The organism is Geobacillus sp. YHL (genome assembly GCF_022341265.1).
Taxonomy (GTDB): Bacteria; Bacillota; Bacilli; order Bacillales; family Anoxybacillaceae; genus Geobacillus; species Geobacillus thermoleovorans.
Map to the genome: position 1 here is coordinate 20,723 of NZ_JAEIGB010000027.1, position 16,007 is coordinate 36,729.

Genomic DNA, 16,007 nt, shown 5'->3' on the forward strand with positions numbered 1-16,007 from the left:
TTTATGATTATATAGGAATTCGAATCATTTTTCTACATAATTCTCTAAAAAAAAAATTGAATTTTTTGGCTCTTCACCAAAAGTTGTACTTGATTTTTTCTGAACATCCCCTATTTACGCTTGTGAGGGAACATCAGCACTTTTTGCCTATCCTTGTCAGGAAACCGTTGTCAAGTACATGTTGTGGTGAAGAGCCAATTTTTTATTATGAATAAAAAAACGCCCCTTTACGGGACGCTTTTTACCGGGTTTCACGGCCCTGCCAGAGGCGGCCGCTACAACTTCAACCCCGTCCGGCTCTTGAAGCGGCGAAGCAAAATATGGCTTTCGACTCTCGTGATGCCTTCTAACGCATACAGCTCATTGTTGATGAATTTTTCGAGGGCGGCAAAATCTTCAACGAGAACGTGCATATGGAGCGTGCTCGGACCGGTCATTTGGTAGCAGCTCGCCACGTTTGGGTTTTCGGCCAGCTTTTGCGCCACTTCGACCAAATACGCTGGTTCACAGTCGACCTCGAAAAACGCTGAAACTTGCTTGCCGAATTTCTCTGAATTGATGACAACGGTGAACTTTTCAATCACACCGTGCTTGACGAGCTGATTGACCCGCTCGCGGACGGCGACGCGCGAAAGGTTCAGCTTTTTGCCGATGTCGACGTACGACATGCGGCCATCTTCAATCAACAGTTCAAGAATTTTGCGGTCGATGTCATCTAGTTTCATCGCCTTGTCACCCGCCTAGCATCCATTTTTCTATCATTATAACGGCTCTAGCATGAGGTTAAAAGCTTTTTCAATCCCCGTCCGCAGCCCCTGCGGTGCAAAAGTCTCGTGAAACGACGATGAAAAAAGACCCGCCCGCTTGTCTTGTCTTGGCAAACGGACAGGCCTTTTCGTCGCGTTTTTCGTTTCCTCTTGCTCGACGCCTTGTCGATTACGCTCTTGCCATGCCGATCGAGGCGTCTGGCGTTTTGTAGGATGAAGCGTCGTTGTTTTCGTCTTGATGGTTGTCGCTTGGCGTCGTCGAATGGTCGTCAGCCGATGGTTGTTCATTCGCTGGGTTTTCGTCTGTCGGCGCTGTTTCGTCACTTGGCATCAATTCTTTTTCTTTGCTCGTGGCGGCGCGATCGGTTCCCGTTTTGTCTTCCGCTTTGTCAGTCAAAGCCGTCAACGGTTTGTCGACATAATCGATCGGGTTGACCGCCCGGCCGTCTTTGCGAATTTCAAAGTGGACGTGGATGCCGGCTTCTTTGTTGAATTCGCTTTGCCCTGCCTTGCCGATCACTTCACCTTGTTTCACCGTGTCGCCGGCTTCGACTTTCACATCAGCGAGCGATTGATAGACGGTCGTGACCCCTTGTTCATGATTGATTTCGACAACATATCCCAAAATCGGGTCTTTTTCCGCTTTCGTCACCGTGCCGCTTAAGGAAGCGGTGACATCAAACGTTTTGCCGTCTTGGCGCACAAGATCGATGCCTTGGTTCGGGTGGTACGTATGATCATAAAAGACGAGGGCTGCTTCCTGTTCTGCTTCCGATGCTTTGTCATCGTAGAATGGCGTTTTCACTTGCACCGCATTTGGATCAAGCACCGGCATCGCAATCGTTTCGACCGTTTCATTGACCGGAACAGCCGGATTTTCTTGCTGGGCGGTGCCGTTTTTCGCCACGTTGTCTCTGCCCGTATTCTCCTCTTTGCCCAATTGGAACCAAAGCGCACCAGCGACGATTAATGCGGCAGACGATAAATAGATGGCCGGAAATACCCAGCGTTTGCGGAACAGACGCTTCAGCGACGATTGTTTTTGTTCCTCTCTCATGTTCATCACCTCAGCAACCATTTTGAACAGAAAGAGGAAAAGATATACACATAGAAAATAATTTTTTCACTTATTTTTTGACATTCGGCTAGATTTTATACAAAAAATGAGGGGCGTCTCCCTGCCGTTTGCCCCGAACATTTGACAGAAAAACCGGGGCGCAGAACCCCGGTTCATCCATTTTTCGCGGTCAATTTGTTTAAAAACGCCGTCGCCGACGAAATATGGACGCCGCGGTAATAATATTTAACGATGTCGGCGTACGTTTTCCCTTCTTTGGCCATAAAGTTGGCGCCGTATTGACTCATGCCGACGCCATGGCCGTAGCCTTTCGTCGTAATGATGATGTCATTCCCGCTACGCACCCAGGTGAAATCACTCGACGGCAACCCGAGCCGTTCGCGCACATCGCGGCCCGTAAACGTCTTGCCGCCAATCTTCACTTCGCCGACGCGGCGGCCGGGAGTGCGCGATACAATGACGCCGACGGAGCCGTCAGCGGGCAGTTCGACCCCCAGTCTTCGCTCGAATTCCGCCACTGGCATCGTTTTTCGCTGGTAAAACTTCGGGGATTGTTTGTCCCATGGGCTGGCGACGCTTTTTAAATAAGGAAAATCGCTTTGCCAATAGGCTTCCGAATTTTCCGTATAGCCGTTGCTTGTCGAAAAAAACAGCGCCTCGATCGGCTCATTGTTGTATGTCAAAATTTGTCCTTGCGTGTCCATCACCGCTTTTGTCACTTTTTTCATTTTCCAATCATAATCGCTGCCCCACAGCTTTCGCAGTTCGTCATCACTGTAATAGACTTGATGAGCCACCGTGTCGGTCACATTCGCTCCTTTTGGCAGGCGAAACGGCTGGTTGGCGAGCAATTGCTTCACGATGTACGTTCTTGCCGTCAACGCTTGCGCCTTTAATGCCTCGAGTTCAAATTCGGCCGGCATTTCCGCCGCCACGACGCCGATGACGTATTGCTCGAGGGGAATATGTTCGACGCGTTGTTCTTTGCTTCGATAGACCGCCACGTCGATGGACGGCCCTTCGGCTGCCTGCGACCGCTGAATTTGTTCTTGCTTGTGCAGTTGTTCGGCCAATTTGGCCACCTTCCCGTCATAAAATGGAAGAACGAGCGCCGTCGGAATGACGAGGATGGCGACAAACAGCGAGAGAGCGAGCGCCATCACCGGTTTCAGTCGTTTCACCATAGCCGAGCCCCCAATATGCATTTTCCAAGCACAAGCGGACATCGCGAATGAATGCCTGCGTTGGCTTCGGTTCGTTACTATAGTTATGGGCTCGGACAAGTATGTATGACAGTTTTCTCTCGAGCCAAAACGCCTTGAGCGCGTTTCGCACTCCGCCTAAAAGGCTGGTGAAAAACAACGGATTCGCTCAGTTTGTGAGAAATCGCAAGGAATGACGCTATGGTGTTGCAAGGTTTTTCCATTTGAGAAACACTGTTGGAGAACAGCATTTCCCCTTAAATCGCCAGCCTGCTAAACATGAAGCCGTTGAAAAAAGTCGGTGACTGAATAGGGGCGATGGAACAAGGGGGTTCTCGAAAGCACATGTTTCACCACCGTCGCGACTTGCTTCGCGCGATGCGATCAAGCTTATGGAGAAATTTCATACAGACGGTCTTTCTCTGAGCTTCAAAACAGACCGTTAGGAACGAACGGTTGTTTTTTACCGTCCTTCGACGGTCGCCCGTGTTCCAAGAAAAAACGACCATTCCCTGCTCGAAGGCAGTTCACGGTCGTTTTTCGCTCTTTATCCGTTCCATTGGATCGTTTGAATTTGGTCGAATTGTTCTGTTTCTTCGCGGACGCGTTCAATGTCGGCCCCAAGCGCAGCCAACTTTTCGTGGAAGCGGACATACCCGCGGTCGAGATGACGAAGCTCGGTCACGCGCGTGTAGCCGTCCGCCGCGAGTCCAGCCAAAATCAACGCCGCCGCTGCGCGCAAATCGGTGGCCGCCACTTCGGCGCCTTGCAGCTGGCACGGGCCATTGATAATGACGGAACGCCCTTCAATTTTAATATCGGCGTTCATGCGCCGGAATTCCTCCACATGCATAAAGCGATTTTCAAACACCGTCTCGGTGATCATGCTCGTGCCTTCCGCTTTCAACAAGAGAGCCATCATTTGCGACTGCATGTCGGTCGGAAAGCCCGGATATGGCATCGTTTTAATGTCGACGGCTTTCAGCTTTTCCGGACCGATGACACGCAAGCCGCTTTCCTCTTCAATGACGGTCACGCCCATTTCTTCGAGTTTGGCGATCAGCGAGCCTAAATGTTCCGGAACGGCTCCTTGCACGAGGACATTGCCGCCGGTGATTGCCGCCGCCACCATAAACGTGCCGGCTTCGATGCGATCCGGAATGACCGTATGCGTTGTGCCGACGAGCTCGTCAACTCCCTCGATTCGAATCGTTCCGGTGCCGGCGCCGCGCACTTTGGCGCCCATCGCGTTCAAAAAGTTCGCCAAATCGACGATTTCCGGCTCTTTCGCACAGTTTTCGATCACAGTCGTGCCCTCCGCGAGCACGGCGGCCATCATAATGTTTTCCGTCGCCCCGACGCTTGGAAAGTCCAAATAAATTTTGGCGCCGCGGAGCCGTCCGTTCACTTCCGCATCGATAAAGCCATTGCCGACTTTCACAGACGCGCCCATCGCTTCAAATCCTTTTAAATGTTGATCGATCGGGCGCGAGCCAATGGCACAGCCGCCCGGCAGCGCCACGCGGGCTCGGCCGTTGCGCGCCAACAGCGGCCCCATGACAAGCACCGACGCGCGCATTTTTCGCACATATTCAAACGGCGCTTCCACCGTCAACGGACCGGTGGCATCGACGGTAACCGTCTCGTCGGCAATGTGCACATCGGCGCCTAAATAGCGGAGCACTTCACTGATTGTATATACATCGGAAAGAGCAGGCACATCATGAATCGTACTTGTTCCTTTCGTAGCCAATAAAGTGGCAGCGATGACAGGCAAAACGGCATTTTTTGCGCCTTCCACTTTGACGGTGCCGCTCAACCGGTTTCCGCCACGGACGATGATCTTTTCCAAGGTATTCCCCTCCGCGTCCAATTTCTCTATATTAGTATTCAATGGTAATGATTGGGGTTCCAGCAACGACGCGCGTCTTGCCGCCCAATCTTTCTCTCAAGGCGAGTTGCAGGTTGATCGGCTGATGATTGGCGGCCGGGAGAACGTTCTTCCACTGCCCAGTATATGCAGACAGGGAAACGAGTGACTCTTCCCGCAGCCACTCGACAGGCGTCGCTTGAAAATCGCGAAGCAATTGAGAAGCTTGATCGAACAAACCACCTTCCATATTACCACTGAACTCGCCTTCAATACAAGCGAAAAATGTAGAGTGATTCACAAATAGTCCGTTCGTCGTTTTTTGAATGTGCTGTGCTGCTTCTCTCCACCCAGCTTGGCTCCACGTTGGGCCGGTCGCTTCATAGAGGATATACGTTTGCGGCGTTCCATTTGTGACGGTCATCACGAGCTGGATTTGTTCACGAAAAAAGGAATGTTCATTCGTGCCGATCACTTTTTGCCAATGGCTAGTTTGGTGGAACGTCCAGCGGAAGGAGCGGTATGTTTGTTTGAACTCCGCCATTTTTTTGAAAAAGTCCGCATCATTTTGAATATCGTGGGCATACTCTCTTGTGTACACGACCCAGCGGCCGAGCGAGGCACCGTGTTGCGCCAATGTGTGCGCCATCATTTCCAACGGTTCGGACCATTCGTTCCCCCGCGCGCCTTCCGTCCGGTATTGCCCTGCGGCCAACAACAAGACCGCGGCGGCCAGCGCCATCAGCCAACAGATTGGATTTTTTCTCATCTTCGTTCCCTTCCTCTCCTTACTTGTTATTGTTGCCACCGGGCAAGGGAACATACGTCAAAAAAATCGACAACCGGCGATTTTTGAAATCGCTTTCATAAATAAACATCAAAGCGGAGGGCAAACAGCCGAGAATCCATGGAAGAAGGGGACGGGACGGGGAGCAAAGAGGCGGCGGCAAGAACGGATCGGCCGGACAGAGGGCGGGGCAAGCGGGCAGTTGGAGGGGGAGCCGAAGCACCACGGCGCCCCGGGCCTCCTATTCGCGGAACAAATACGGCAAATCGGTTGACCAAGCCCAATAGTCAAGGAAAAAGTTCGCCACCGTCGAGCCGATGGCAATCGTCAATAAAATGTACAGCAGCCGCCCTTGGACGACGCGGTTCGGCCGAAGCAGCACCTCGAGCCGCACCGCCTGCAGCGTCCACCACGTCACCGCTAGAAACGCCAAATGAACGATAATCGAAATCAACGCTTGTTGGCCGATGACCGGCATCATCAAGTTTCACCTCTTTCTCAAGCATATGTGAAACGGCGCATACGAAGCATTTCCTCTTTTTCGGAACGCGGCGCGCAGCCAAAGCACTTCATGCGTTTCGAAAACAGATTAAGCGTCGCATGACAAGCTCTTCTCCCCCGAAACAGCACCGGCCGCACATCCAAGGTGCTCCTCGTCCCGAAACAAAGCCAGCGGGATGAGCATTCCCCTCTTTCTATGAAAATGCGCAGGCCTTGAAACTTTCATGCTAGGTGGAAAGCAAACATGGCTCGATGGAGCTTTCCTGCGCAAAGCACGCAGCGCATCCCCTCCTTTCCAAACGAAGCCGGCGGCGCAAAAAAAGAGGAGAGGCATTCTCCCTCTCCCTTTATTCTACCGTTACGGCAAAAAATCGCCAAAATGCCCAAACTGGGCAAGCATATCGTAAGCAAGCCCCGGCGCCCAGCCGATCGCCAACGTTCCAAGCGCGCAAAGAACGACGGCGGTCGACAGCCCGGCCGGCAGCCGGCCAAGCGGCGCAGTGAACGTCGGGCGGAAAAAGAGCTGGACGATCAAATTGAAATAATACACGTACGAGATGACGGTCGTGATCGCCATCACGGCGGCGAGCACATAATGGCCCGGCTCTGTGACGACAAGGCCGATGAAAATATGCAGCTTGGCGATAAAGCCAGCTGTTCCTGGGATGCCGGCGAGCGAGAGCAAAAACAGCCCGAGCGCCGCAGCCAGAAATGGGCGGTGCCGATATAAGCCGGCCAGTCCATCCAAATCATCGGATCCGGTTTCATTGACAATATGGGCAATAATGGCAAACGCCCCGATGTTCATCAACGTATAGACGAGCAAATACATCCAGAGCGAATCGATCATCGCCCATGACATCGCGGCAAACCCCGCGAGCAAGTAGCCGGCGTGGGCGATGCTCGAGTAGGCGAGCAGCCGCTTTAAACTCCGCTGCCGAAGCGCCACGACGCTGCCGATGATCATCGTCAATCCGGCTAACACGGTGATGATCGGCTGCATCGACAAAAGGAGCGATGACGGATCCCTCCCTTCTGCCGGCGCCGCGGCAAAGATCGTCACCAGCAAACGGAGAAGAAGGACAAAGCCGGCTGTTTTCGACACGACGGCAAAAAACGCGGTCGCGGGAACGGGCGCTCCTTCGTACACGTCCGGCGCCCACATATGAAACGGAACGGTCGCCAGCTTAAACGAAACGCCGATCAGCAAAAGCAGAAACGCCAAAGCAAGCATGTACGGCTCGTTCGTCTCCTGCAAGCGGCGCGCGATGCCGCCGAGATTCGTCGTTCCGGTCAAGCCGAACACATAACTCATGCCAAACAGCATGATGGCGGTGGCGATGCCGCCATTGATGACGTATTTGAGCGCCGCCTCGTTCGATGCCGGCGCCGTTTTGCGCAAACCGGCCAAAATGTAGGACGACACCGAAAGCAGCTCAAGGCTTACAAATAATGTAAGAAAATCGCCGCTAGACGCCATCATCATCGCCCCAAGCAGCGCAAACAACATCATATAGACAAATTCGCCGCGGTGCGGACTGCCTTCTTTCGGCGCCCATTCGGCCACTAAAAGTAGAGCGAGCGCTCCGCCAGCCAGCAAAATGAGCTTGAACGCTTTGGCGAACGCATCGAGCCGGAACGTATCATGCAAAATCGATGCCGACCCGACCGGGATCATCGCCGCTGTCGCGATCATGGCGAGCGCCGCCGCCGCCGCGGCGCCCCAAGCAAGCGGCCGGCGGCTTCGGCTACTTGGCAGCGCCAAGTCCATCACCAACAGCGTTATGGCGGCCGCGAGGACGATCCATTCGGGCGCCATCATGCTCCAATCGGATTGCCATACATCGTTCATGTGATCAACCCCCTAGCCCGTTCATCATCGTCTTGACGACGGCCGTAAGCGGCGCGGCCAATAGCTGCGGATAGACGCCGACGGCCACGATCAACGCGACGAGGATGAACGCCGGCACAGCTTCTTTTCCTTGCAAGTCAACGACGCCCCCTTGCGGTTCACCGAGGCTTGCCGCAGATGCTTGCGGCTCACGCCAGCCCATGACCGCTTCCCGCCGGTCGCGGGGGCGGCCGAACGTGATATCAAGGACGGCTTTCAGCGAATAGACAGCGGCGAAGATCAATCCAAGCGCACCCACGGCGGCAAGGGCCGGCTTCGTTTGAAACAGCCCGAGGAACGACGTGAATTCACCGACAAATCCCGCCAGCCCCGGCAGACCGAGCAAGGCGAGCGCCGCTGTGAGCAAATACCCGGAAAAGAGCGGCATCGCTTTCGTCAGTCCACCAAGCCGGTTGATGTCCGTTGTTCCCATTCGATGAGCGAGCACGCCGACAAGCAAAAACGACAAGGCCGAGATGAGTCCGTGAGCCACCGATTGCAAGACCGCTCCTTGAATGCCGGCCTCATTCAACGCGCCGAGTCCGATGAGCACGACTCCCATGTGCGATACGCTCGAATAGGCGAGCACATGTTTCAATTCGCGCTGGCGAAGCGCCAACAGCGCGCCGTACAGCACGTTGATGACGCCAAATAGAGCGAGAACGCCGGCAAACGAGCGGAACTCATCCGGAAACAAGCCGACCCCGAAGCGAATCATCCCATACGCTGCGATTTTCAACAACACCCCGGCATGAAGCATCACCACCGGCGGCGGCGCTTCGACGTGGACGCGGATGAGCCAGCGGTGGAACGGAACAGCCGGCAGCTTGACAGCAAATGCCAACAGCAGCCCGCCGAGCAGCCAGCGACGCCCTTCCGCCGTCAGCGGCGCAATCAGTTGCCCTTCCGCCGCTGGATTATGTAACATTTCATGAAGCAAGGCAAAGTTCGCTGTTCCCGTTCGGGCAAGCAGCACCGCGATCACGACAAGCAGCAAAGCCGAGCCGAGCCCGTTGTACAACAAGTAGCTGTACGCCGCCCGCTCGCGCTCAAACCCGCCCCACTTGCCGACAAGCAAAAACATGGCGACCAACGTCACTTCTAAGAAGAGGAAAAACCAAACGAAATTGGCGGCGGAAAATACGCCGAGCATGCCAATCTCAAGCGCCAGCAGCCAGAGAAAATACCCTTTTTTCTCCGTTGTGACAAGCATCGACGCCAAAGCGGCCAACGTCGCCAATACCGCGGTCAGAACGATAAAGACAAGCGACAGCCCATCGATGCCGAGCTCATAGCGGATCACATACGCCGCGTCCGTCAAAAATGGCAGGTCCGTAAGCCGCACCCAGTCCCGTGCTTCGTCGAGCCGCTCGAGGCGAAACCCGCGCCCGGACTGAACGAAAGCAAACAACGCCAAAATGAGCGGCGGTACGGTGGCAGCCGTTCCGAGCCATTGAATCATTCGTTCATCCGTTTTGCGCACAAACATCAGCAACACGATGCCTAACAGCGGCGAAAAGACGAGCAGCGATAAAAACATCATAGCCAGTACCCCCCTGTTAAGGCGAAAATGACGACCAAAATCGCCAATCCGGCCACCGTCACCGCCCCATACGTCTGCGCCTGCCCGTTTTGCCCGCGCGACCCAGCCGAGGCGGCCGCGCCGACAATGCCGGCGGCAAGCCGGGCGAACCCTTCAACAAGGAAGCGGTCGACATACGCCAACAGGCGGCTGATCCATGACACAAGCGACACGACCGTCAAACGGTAAATGTCATCGATGTAGTAATGACGGCGCAGCAGCTCATCAACATACGGAACACGCGCGGACAGCCAATCGCGCGGCATTTTCTGCGCCCCGTACATCAGCCAAGCGAGAAAAATCCCTGCAAACGACACGATCGTCGCCAAAACAGCGATCCATCCCGGCGCCGCTTCATGACGATACGCTCCATCCGTCAACCATTCGCCAAGGAACGAGCCAAACCACGGCGTTTGCATGTATCCGGATGCAATCGACAGCACGCCGAGCACAAGCATTGGCGCCACCATCGAGGCCGGCGCTTCATGAGCATCCTCATGATGCCGCGCTTTGCCGGCAAAGACGAGGAAAAAGAGCCGGAACATATAAAACGACGTCAACAGCGCGGCAGCGACCGCGAGCCAAAAGAGGAGGCGCGGCCCGTTCGTCCAGGCGGCGGCCAAAATTTCGTCCTTGCTGAAAAAGCCGGCGAATAGCGGAACCCCGCTGATCGACAGCGCCCCAATGAGGAATAGCGGCGCGGTCCATGGCAGCCGCCGCCAAAGCCCGCCCATTTCCTCGATGTTTTGCGTACGGACGGCATGAATGACGCTCCCGGCGGCCAAAAAGAGGAGCGCTTTAAAGAACGCATGCGTCGTCAAATGGAAGATGGCCGCGACATAGCTGCCGGCGCCAAGCGCCAACATCATATAACCGAGCTGGCTGATCGTCGAATAGGCGAGGACGCGCTTGATGTCCGTCTGCACCAAGCCGATCGTCGCGGCGAAAATGGCCGTCACCCCGCCGATCGTCGCCACGGTCATCATGGCTGCATGGCTTGCCTCATACAGCGGAAACAATGCCGCCACAAGGTACACACCGGCCGCCACCATCGTCGCAGCGTGGATGAGCGCCGACACCGGCGTCGGGCCTTCCATCGCGTCTGGAAGCCATGTATGGAGCGGAAATTGCCCCGATTTGCCGATGGCGCCGATGAAAATCAAGATCACAGCGAGCGTCGTCATCCCCGGCGACAGCGTGCCGTCGCCGACGGCGCGGAAAATGTCATCGTAATCAAAGCTGTGCGTTTGCCAAAAGAGCAACATCATGCCGATAAAAAAGCCAACGTCGCCGATGCGCGTCATGATGAACGCTTTTTTCGCCGCCGCTTTTGCTTCTTCCTTATAGAAGTAAAAACCGATCAGCAAAAACGATCCAAGCCCGACGAGCTCCCAAAAGATGTACGCCTGCAGCAAATTCGGCGACAGCACAAGACCGAGCATCGCAAACGTAAACAGGCCCAAATACGCGTAAAAGGTGGAAAACCGTTCATCGCCAGCCATGTACCCTTGCGAATACACATGGACGAGCCAGCTGACGAGTGCGACGACGACGAGCATCCAAGCGTTTAGGGCGGTGGCGGAAATCCCGACCGTCAACGTCACGCCGCCTATCGTCATCCATGTCCAGTTTGCCTCATACGTCGACCCGCCAAGGCGGTCCACAAGCACCGCGAGCGCCAAAAGCAGTGACAAGAACGCCGCGGCGATGCCGACATAGGCGCTTCGCTGTTTCCATCTCCGTCCGAACAGCAGCAACAGAATGAACGAACCAAGCGGGAACAGCGGCACGACCCAAGCTAGGTTCATCATCGTTCCCATCCCCTTCTCTAATGTTTCAACGAATTGGCTTCATCGACTTGAACCGTCTTCCGGCTGCGGTAAAAAGCGATGAGCGCAGCTAAGCCGACGGCTGCTTCCGCCGCCGCCACGGCGATCGCAAACAGCGCGAACACATGCCCGTGAACGCTGGGATGGGCGCCGTATTTGGCAAACGCGACGAAATTGATGTTAACCGCATTTAACATCAGCTCAATGCAGATGAGCACAATGACCGTATTCCTCTTCGTGAGCGCCCCGTACAGCCCGATGCAAAACAAGATCAGCGCCAACGCTAAATAGGCCGATAATGTCATTCGTCTTCCGCCCCCTTGCCGTCTTTTTTCGCCAACACGATCGCGCCAATTAAGGCGACAAGCAAAATGACAGACACGATTTCAAACGGAATCGTATAATACGAGTAAAGCAACTTGCCGATCGCCTTAGCGTTGTCGCCCGCCAGCGCGCTGCCGTCAACGCCGAAGTCGAGCTGGCGGATGCCGAAGTAGACGGCAAGGCCGAAGGCGATGACGGAGAGGGCGGCAACCGCTTTATGCCAGACGCCGCCGGTGGTTGGGCGCTCCCTTTCGTCTGTGTGATGGCGCGTCAGCATGATCGCAAACAGCATGATGATCGTAATGGCTCCGGAATAGATGAGCACTTGCACAACAGCGACAAATTCGGCGGACAACAGCACGTACAGCCCGGCAATGCCCAAAAATGTCATGACGAGGGCGATGACCATATGGACGACGTTCGTCAGCTGGAGCATCGTCACTCCCCCGGCAATCGCCGCGAGGGCGAGCAAGAAAAAGGCGATGTCCGTTCCGCTCACGGCTTATTCTCCCTTCTTATGTTCGTATCGTTTTCATCAAGCCAGGCCAAATCTTTATACAGAGCGTCGCGGCTGTATTCCGCGAGCTCAAAGTTGTTCGTCATGACAATCGCTTCCGTTGGGCATACTTCCGTGCACAAATCACATAAAATGCAAATTTCAAAGTTGATGTTGTACGTCTCAATCACTTTCCCTTTTTTCGTCGGATCGGGATGTTTTTTCCCGGTCAGCTGGATGCATTCGGTCGGGCAAATGTTGACACACTGGTTGCACACGATGCATTTTTCGGGATAAAATTTCTGGATGCCCCGAAACCGATCCGGGAGCGGGAGCGGTTCGTGCGGGTAATCGTACGTCACTTTTTCGCGCGTCAACTCTTTTAACGTATACGCCAATCCTTTCATCAACCCTATCATCCGTCTACCCCTCTCATGGGAAAAGTGGCGTTCCGACACGACCTCTGCCCGAAGGAGGAGGCCATGCTCATGGGCGGCTGCCCCCTTCCTGGCAAGACAAGTTGCTTTGTTTCTTTTAGAGGACTGGCGAAAAACGACCGATTTCGCCGAATCCGTTGCTTTTGGTTGAAAGAGAGGCGTTGATTTTACAGGAATTCCCAATTTGAGAAAAGTCCGTTTTTCGCGACTTTTCACTAAATCACCGGCTTTTTTAGAAAAACCACGCTTTAACGACCGCCGTCAGCACAATGTTGACGAGCGAAAGCGGAAGCAGCACTTTCCAGGCGAACTCCATCAGCTGGTCGGCGCGCACGCGCGGAAATGTGGCGCGAAACCAAATGAGGACGAAAACAACCGCACAAAACTTCAGCGCAAACCAGACCGCGCCAGGAATCCAGCCGAGAAAGGCGACCGGATGCCAGCCGCCGAGAAACAAAATCGTCACAAGCGCCGCCATGGCGAACAAATACACATACTCGGCGAGCATAAAGAACGCCCAACGGAATCCGGAATATTCGACATGAAAGCCGGCGACCAACTCGGACTCCGCCTCCGGCAAGTCAAACGGCGTCCGGTTCAACTCGGCCACCGCGGCAATGAGGAAAATCAAAAACGCCAACGGCTGGGCGAAAATGAACCAGACGTCTTTTTGCGCCGCAACGATGTCGACTAAATTCATGCTTCCAGCCAAAAGCACGACGCCAAGCGCTGACATGACGAGCGGAATCTCATAGGAAATCATTTGCGCGGCTGCCCGCATGCCGCCAAGCAGAGCGTATTTGTTGTTTGACGCCCAGCCGCCGGCGACAACGCCGACGGTCGTCAAGCCGGAGACAGCGATATAATACAGAAGGCCGACGCCAATATCGGCGAACCGGAACGCATCGGTAAACGGCAATACCGCCAACACCATAAACGACGGCACAAAGGCGATGATCGGCGCCAGCACGTAGAGCGGACGGTCGGCCGCTTTCGGGATCGTATCCTCTTTCAAAAGCAGCTTCAACACATCGGCAACGGTTTGCAGCAGTCCGAAGCGGCCGCCGACTTGGTTCGGGCCGATGCGCCCTTGCATAAACCCCATCACTTTCCGTTCAGCCAAAATGCCGTATGTGACAAAGGCGAGCACAACCGCCAAAAGCAGCGCCCCAAGCCCGAAAAACAGGGCGATGTTCGACCAGCCAGGCGTGGATTCAAGCCATTGTTCCATCATCCGTCGACCTCCCCAAGCACAATGTCAATCGACCCAAGAATGGCGATGACATTGGCCAAGTTTTCCCCTTTGAGCAGCTTCGGGAGTATTTGCAAGTTGTAAAACGATGGGCGCCGGAATTTGAGGCGGTACGGCTCTTTTTTGCCGTCGCTCGCAATATAGCAGCCGATCTCGCCGCGCGGCGCTTCGATGCGGACAAATGTCTCGCCGGGCGGCGCTTTAATGATGCGGGGCACTTTTCCCATGATCGGCCCCTCAGGCGGAAATTGCTCGCACGCCTGCTCGATGATGCGGAGCGACTGTTCGATTTCCGCCATCCGGCATTCATAGCGGGCGAGGCAATCGCCGCCCTCGCGCACCGGCACGTCAAAATCAAAGTGGTCATAGATCGAATACGGTTCATCTTTGCGCAAATCCCATTTGACGCCGGTCGACCGCAAGTTGACGCCGCTCAGCGAATAGCTGATCGCCTCTTCTTTCGTATACCGCCCGACGCCGGTGACGCGCTGGCGGAAAATTTCATTGCCGGTGACAAGCTCATGATAGCCGTGAAGTTTCTCCCGCATGTACGGAACGAACTGCTTCACTTTGTCAATCCAACCGTCCGGCGCATCCCATTTGACCCCGCCGATGCGCATATAGTTGAACGTCAACCGCGCTCCAGACAGCTCATTTAATAGATTAATAATCATTTCGCGTTCGCGGAACGCGTACAAAAACGGGCTCGTCGCGCCAAGGTCAAGCAAGTACGTCCCCCACCAGACAAGGTGGCTGGCGATCCGCCCAAGCTCCATGGCGAGAACGCGCAAATATTCGGCCCGCTCCGGCACTTCAATGCCCATCATCGTTTCGACCGCATGGCAAAGCACATAGTTGTTCGTCATCGCTGATAAATAGTCCATCCGGTCGGTGTACGGGATGATTTGCGTATATTGCAGCCCTTCGGCAATTTTCTCCGTTCCGCGATGCAAATAGCCGATGACCGGTGTCGCTTCTTGAATGATCTCGCCGTCAATTTTTAAAATGAGGCGGAACACCCCGTGCGTGCTCGGGTGTTGAGGGCCGACGTTTAAAATCATTTCTTCTGTGCGCAGCATCATCTACACCTCCGCATCATACGGCTCGTAATCTTTGCGCAACGGATGCCCGACCCATTGTTCGCCGAGGAAGATGCGGATTAAGTTCGGGTGGCCGCGGAAACGGATGCCAAGCAAATCGTACGCTTCGCACTCCGACCAGTTCGCCCCCGGCCAAAGCGGAACGAGCGAATCGACTTCCGGGTTGTCGCGCTCGATTTTGACTTTCAGCGCCACCGGCTGCCGGTTTGGATAGGAATACAAATGGACGTACACTTCCATATGCGTTTGAAAATCGGTGCCGTGCAGCTCGGATAAATAATCAAACCGAAGCTGTTCATGGCCTTTCAACAACTCGGCGACTTTGTAGTACGCCTCTTTTTTCACGACAAGCGTCGGCACATCTTTCGCCAGCCGATTGATGTATGCATCCTCGAGCACGTCCGAACCGAGATGCTCATGAATGATGCGGACATATTTCTCAAGCAGCGGATCGTTCGGCGACGGAGCGGCAGACCGTCCGGTTCCTCCGTCAGTTTCTTCGGCCTTTGTCCGGGCGGCCGCTGCCGCTTTTTGTTTCGCCCCCTCATCGCCAGCGTCGCCTTGTTGCTTCGCCAAGGCCGCCGCCCGCGCTTTTGCCGCGGCCGCAGCTTTCGCTTTCGCCGCGGCGGCCGCTTTTTGCTTGGCTAGCTCGTCATCGTCACCCGACGCTTCAGCGGCTTTTTGTTTGGCTAATGCAGCAGCTCTCGCCTTCGCGGCCACAGCTGCCTTTTTCTTCGCCAACTCAAGATCATCCTCCGCACCGCTTTCCGCCGCCTCGCGCTGTCTCCGCAGTTCCGCCGCCCTCGCCCGCGCTTCCTCTGCCGCCTTTCTCTTCGCCGCCTCGAGGTCGCCTTCGGTCGCCGCACCAGACGCAGCGGCCTCGCGCTGTCT

15 protein-coding genes are annotated in these 16,007 nt (G+C 55.0%); all 15 read right to left on the minus strand.

Annotated features, from left to right (window positions below):
- Window positions 1-275: 275 nt before the first annotated feature.
- Window positions 276-725 carry an Lrp/AsnC family transcriptional regulator gene (locus JCR24_RS15955; protein WP_015376050.1) on the minus strand — a complete coding sequence of 150 codons (450 nt, stop codon included), beginning with the start codon at window positions 723-725 and terminating at the stop codon, window positions 276-278.
- Between the two features lie 211 nt (window positions 726-936).
- Entirely contained in the window at window positions 937-1,824 is an 888-nt protein-coding gene (spoIIQ, locus tag JCR24_RS15960; RefSeq protein WP_119877743.1) for a stage II sporulation protein SpoIIQ, read from the minus strand.
- Window positions 1,825-1,997: 173 nt separating this feature from the next.
- A complete protein-coding gene (gene spoIID, locus JCR24_RS15965; protein WP_238980996.1) occupies window positions 1,998-3,029 on the minus strand; it encodes a stage II sporulation protein D in 1,032 nt (343 codons plus the stop codon).
- 565 nt (window positions 3,030-3,594) lie between these two features.
- Complete coding sequence (gene murA / locus JCR24_RS15970; RefSeq protein ID WP_014196941.1) at window positions 3,595-4,899, minus strand: UDP-N-acetylglucosamine 1-carboxyvinyltransferase; 1,305 nt, start codon at window positions 4,897-4,899, stop codon at window positions 3,595-3,597.
- A 31-nt stretch (window positions 4,900-4,930) separates the two neighbouring features.
- The gene (locus JCR24_RS15975; protein ID WP_238980997.1) at window positions 4,931-5,686 is read right to left on the minus strand and encodes a YwmB family TATA-box binding protein; all 756 of its coding nucleotides are present in this window, start codon (window positions 5,684-5,686) and stop codon (window positions 4,931-4,933) included.
- Between the two features lie 259 nt (window positions 5,687-5,945).
- On the minus strand, window positions 5,946-6,185 hold the full coding sequence (locus JCR24_RS15980; RefSeq protein ID WP_011232810.1) for a DUF1146 family protein: 240 nt from the start codon (window positions 6,183-6,185) through the stop codon (window positions 5,946-5,948).
- Window positions 6,186-6,563: 378 nt separating this feature from the next.
- Complete coding sequence (gene nuoN / locus JCR24_RS15985) at window positions 6,564-8,057, minus strand: NADH-quinone oxidoreductase subunit NuoN (RefSeq protein WP_238980998.1); 1,494 nt, start codon at window positions 8,055-8,057, stop codon at window positions 6,564-6,566.
- 4 nt (window positions 8,058-8,061) lie between these two features.
- On the minus strand, window positions 8,062-9,639 hold the full coding sequence (locus JCR24_RS15990; protein WP_238980999.1) for an NADH-quinone oxidoreductase subunit M: 1,578 nt from the start codon (window positions 9,637-9,639) through the stop codon (window positions 8,062-8,064).
- A complete protein-coding gene (nuoL, locus tag JCR24_RS15995; protein WP_238981000.1) occupies window positions 9,636-11,489 on the minus strand; it encodes an NADH-quinone oxidoreductase subunit L in 1,854 nt (617 codons plus the stop codon). Before nuoL ends, JCR24_RS15990 begins: the two co-directional genes overlap by 4 nt.
- A gap of 17 nt (window positions 11,490-11,506) precedes the next feature.
- Window positions 11,507-11,812 (minus strand): NADH-quinone oxidoreductase subunit NuoK, encoded by a 306-nt coding sequence (gene nuoK, locus JCR24_RS16000; RefSeq protein WP_011232815.1) that lies wholly within the window; start codon window positions 11,810-11,812, stop codon window positions 11,507-11,509.
- The gene (locus tag JCR24_RS16005; RefSeq protein ID WP_238981001.1) at window positions 11,809-12,330 is read right to left on the minus strand and encodes an NADH-quinone oxidoreductase subunit J; all 522 of its coding nucleotides are present in this window, start codon (window positions 12,328-12,330) and stop codon (window positions 11,809-11,811) included. The genes nuoK and JCR24_RS16005 overlap by 4 nt, the downstream gene beginning before the upstream one ends.
- Entirely contained in the window at window positions 12,327-12,746 is a 420-nt protein-coding gene (gene nuoI / locus JCR24_RS16010) for an NADH-quinone oxidoreductase subunit NuoI (protein ID WP_013146600.1), read from the minus strand. The genes JCR24_RS16005 and nuoI overlap by 4 nt, the downstream gene beginning before the upstream one ends.
- 250 nt (window positions 12,747-12,996) lie before the next feature.
- Window positions 12,997-13,998: an NADH-quinone oxidoreductase subunit NuoH gene (gene nuoH, locus JCR24_RS16015; RefSeq protein WP_011232819.1), complete on the minus strand. Its 1,002-nt coding sequence runs from the start codon at window positions 13,996-13,998 to the stop codon at window positions 12,997-12,999.
- A complete protein-coding gene (locus tag JCR24_RS16020; protein WP_042381368.1) occupies window positions 13,995-15,095 on the minus strand; it encodes an NADH-quinone oxidoreductase subunit D in 1,101 nt (366 codons plus the stop codon). The genes nuoH and JCR24_RS16020 overlap by 4 nt, the downstream gene beginning before the upstream one ends.
- Before the next feature lie 3 nt (window positions 15,096-15,098).
- On the minus strand, window positions 15,099-16,007 hold a 909-nt coding region (locus tag JCR24_RS16025; protein WP_238981002.1), incomplete at its 5' end, for an NADH-quinone oxidoreductase subunit C.

Coding starts and splice junctions, on each gene's coding strand:
- JCR24_RS15955 (WP_015376050.1), bottom strand. CDS start 725: ATGAAACTAGATGACATCGACCGCAAAATTCTTGAACTGTTGATTGAA.
- spoIIQ (WP_119877743.1), bottom strand. CDS start 1,824: ATGAGAGAGGAACAAAAACAATCGTCGCTGAAGCGTCTGTTCCGCAAA.
- spoIID (WP_238980996.1), bottom strand. CDS start 3,029: ATGGTGAAACGACTGAAACCGGTGATGGCGCTCGCTCTCTCGCTGTTT.
- JCR24_RS15975 (WP_238980997.1), bottom strand. CDS start 5,686: ATGAGAAAAAATCCAATCTGTTGGCTGATGGCGCTGGCCGCCGCGGTC.
- JCR24_RS15980 (WP_011232810.1), bottom strand. CDS start 6,185: ATGATGCCGGTCATCGGCCAACAAGCGTTGATTTCGATTATCGTTCAT.
- nuoN (WP_238980998.1), bottom strand. CDS start 8,057: ATGAACGATGTATGGCAATCCGATTGGAGCATGATGGCGCCCGAATGG.
- JCR24_RS15990 (WP_238980999.1), bottom strand. CDS start 9,639: ATGATGTTTTTATCGCTGCTCGTCTTTTCGCCGCTGTTAGGCATCGTG.
- nuoL (WP_238981000.1), bottom strand. CDS start 11,489: ATGATGAACCTAGCTTGGGTCGTGCCGCTGTTCCCGCTTGGTTCGTTC.
- nuoK (WP_011232815.1), bottom strand. CDS start 11,812: ATGACATTATCGGCCTATTTAGCGTTGGCGCTGATCTTGTTTTGCATC.
- nuoI (WP_013146600.1), bottom strand. CDS start 12,746: ATGATAGGGTTGATGAAAGGATTGGCGTATACGTTAAAAGAGTTGACG.
- nuoH (WP_011232819.1), bottom strand. CDS start 13,998: ATGATGGAACAATGGCTTGAATCCACGCCTGGCTGGTCGAACATCGCC.
- JCR24_RS16020 (WP_042381368.1), bottom strand. CDS start 15,095: ATGCTGCGCACAGAAGAAATGATTTTAAACGTCGGCCCTCAACACCCG.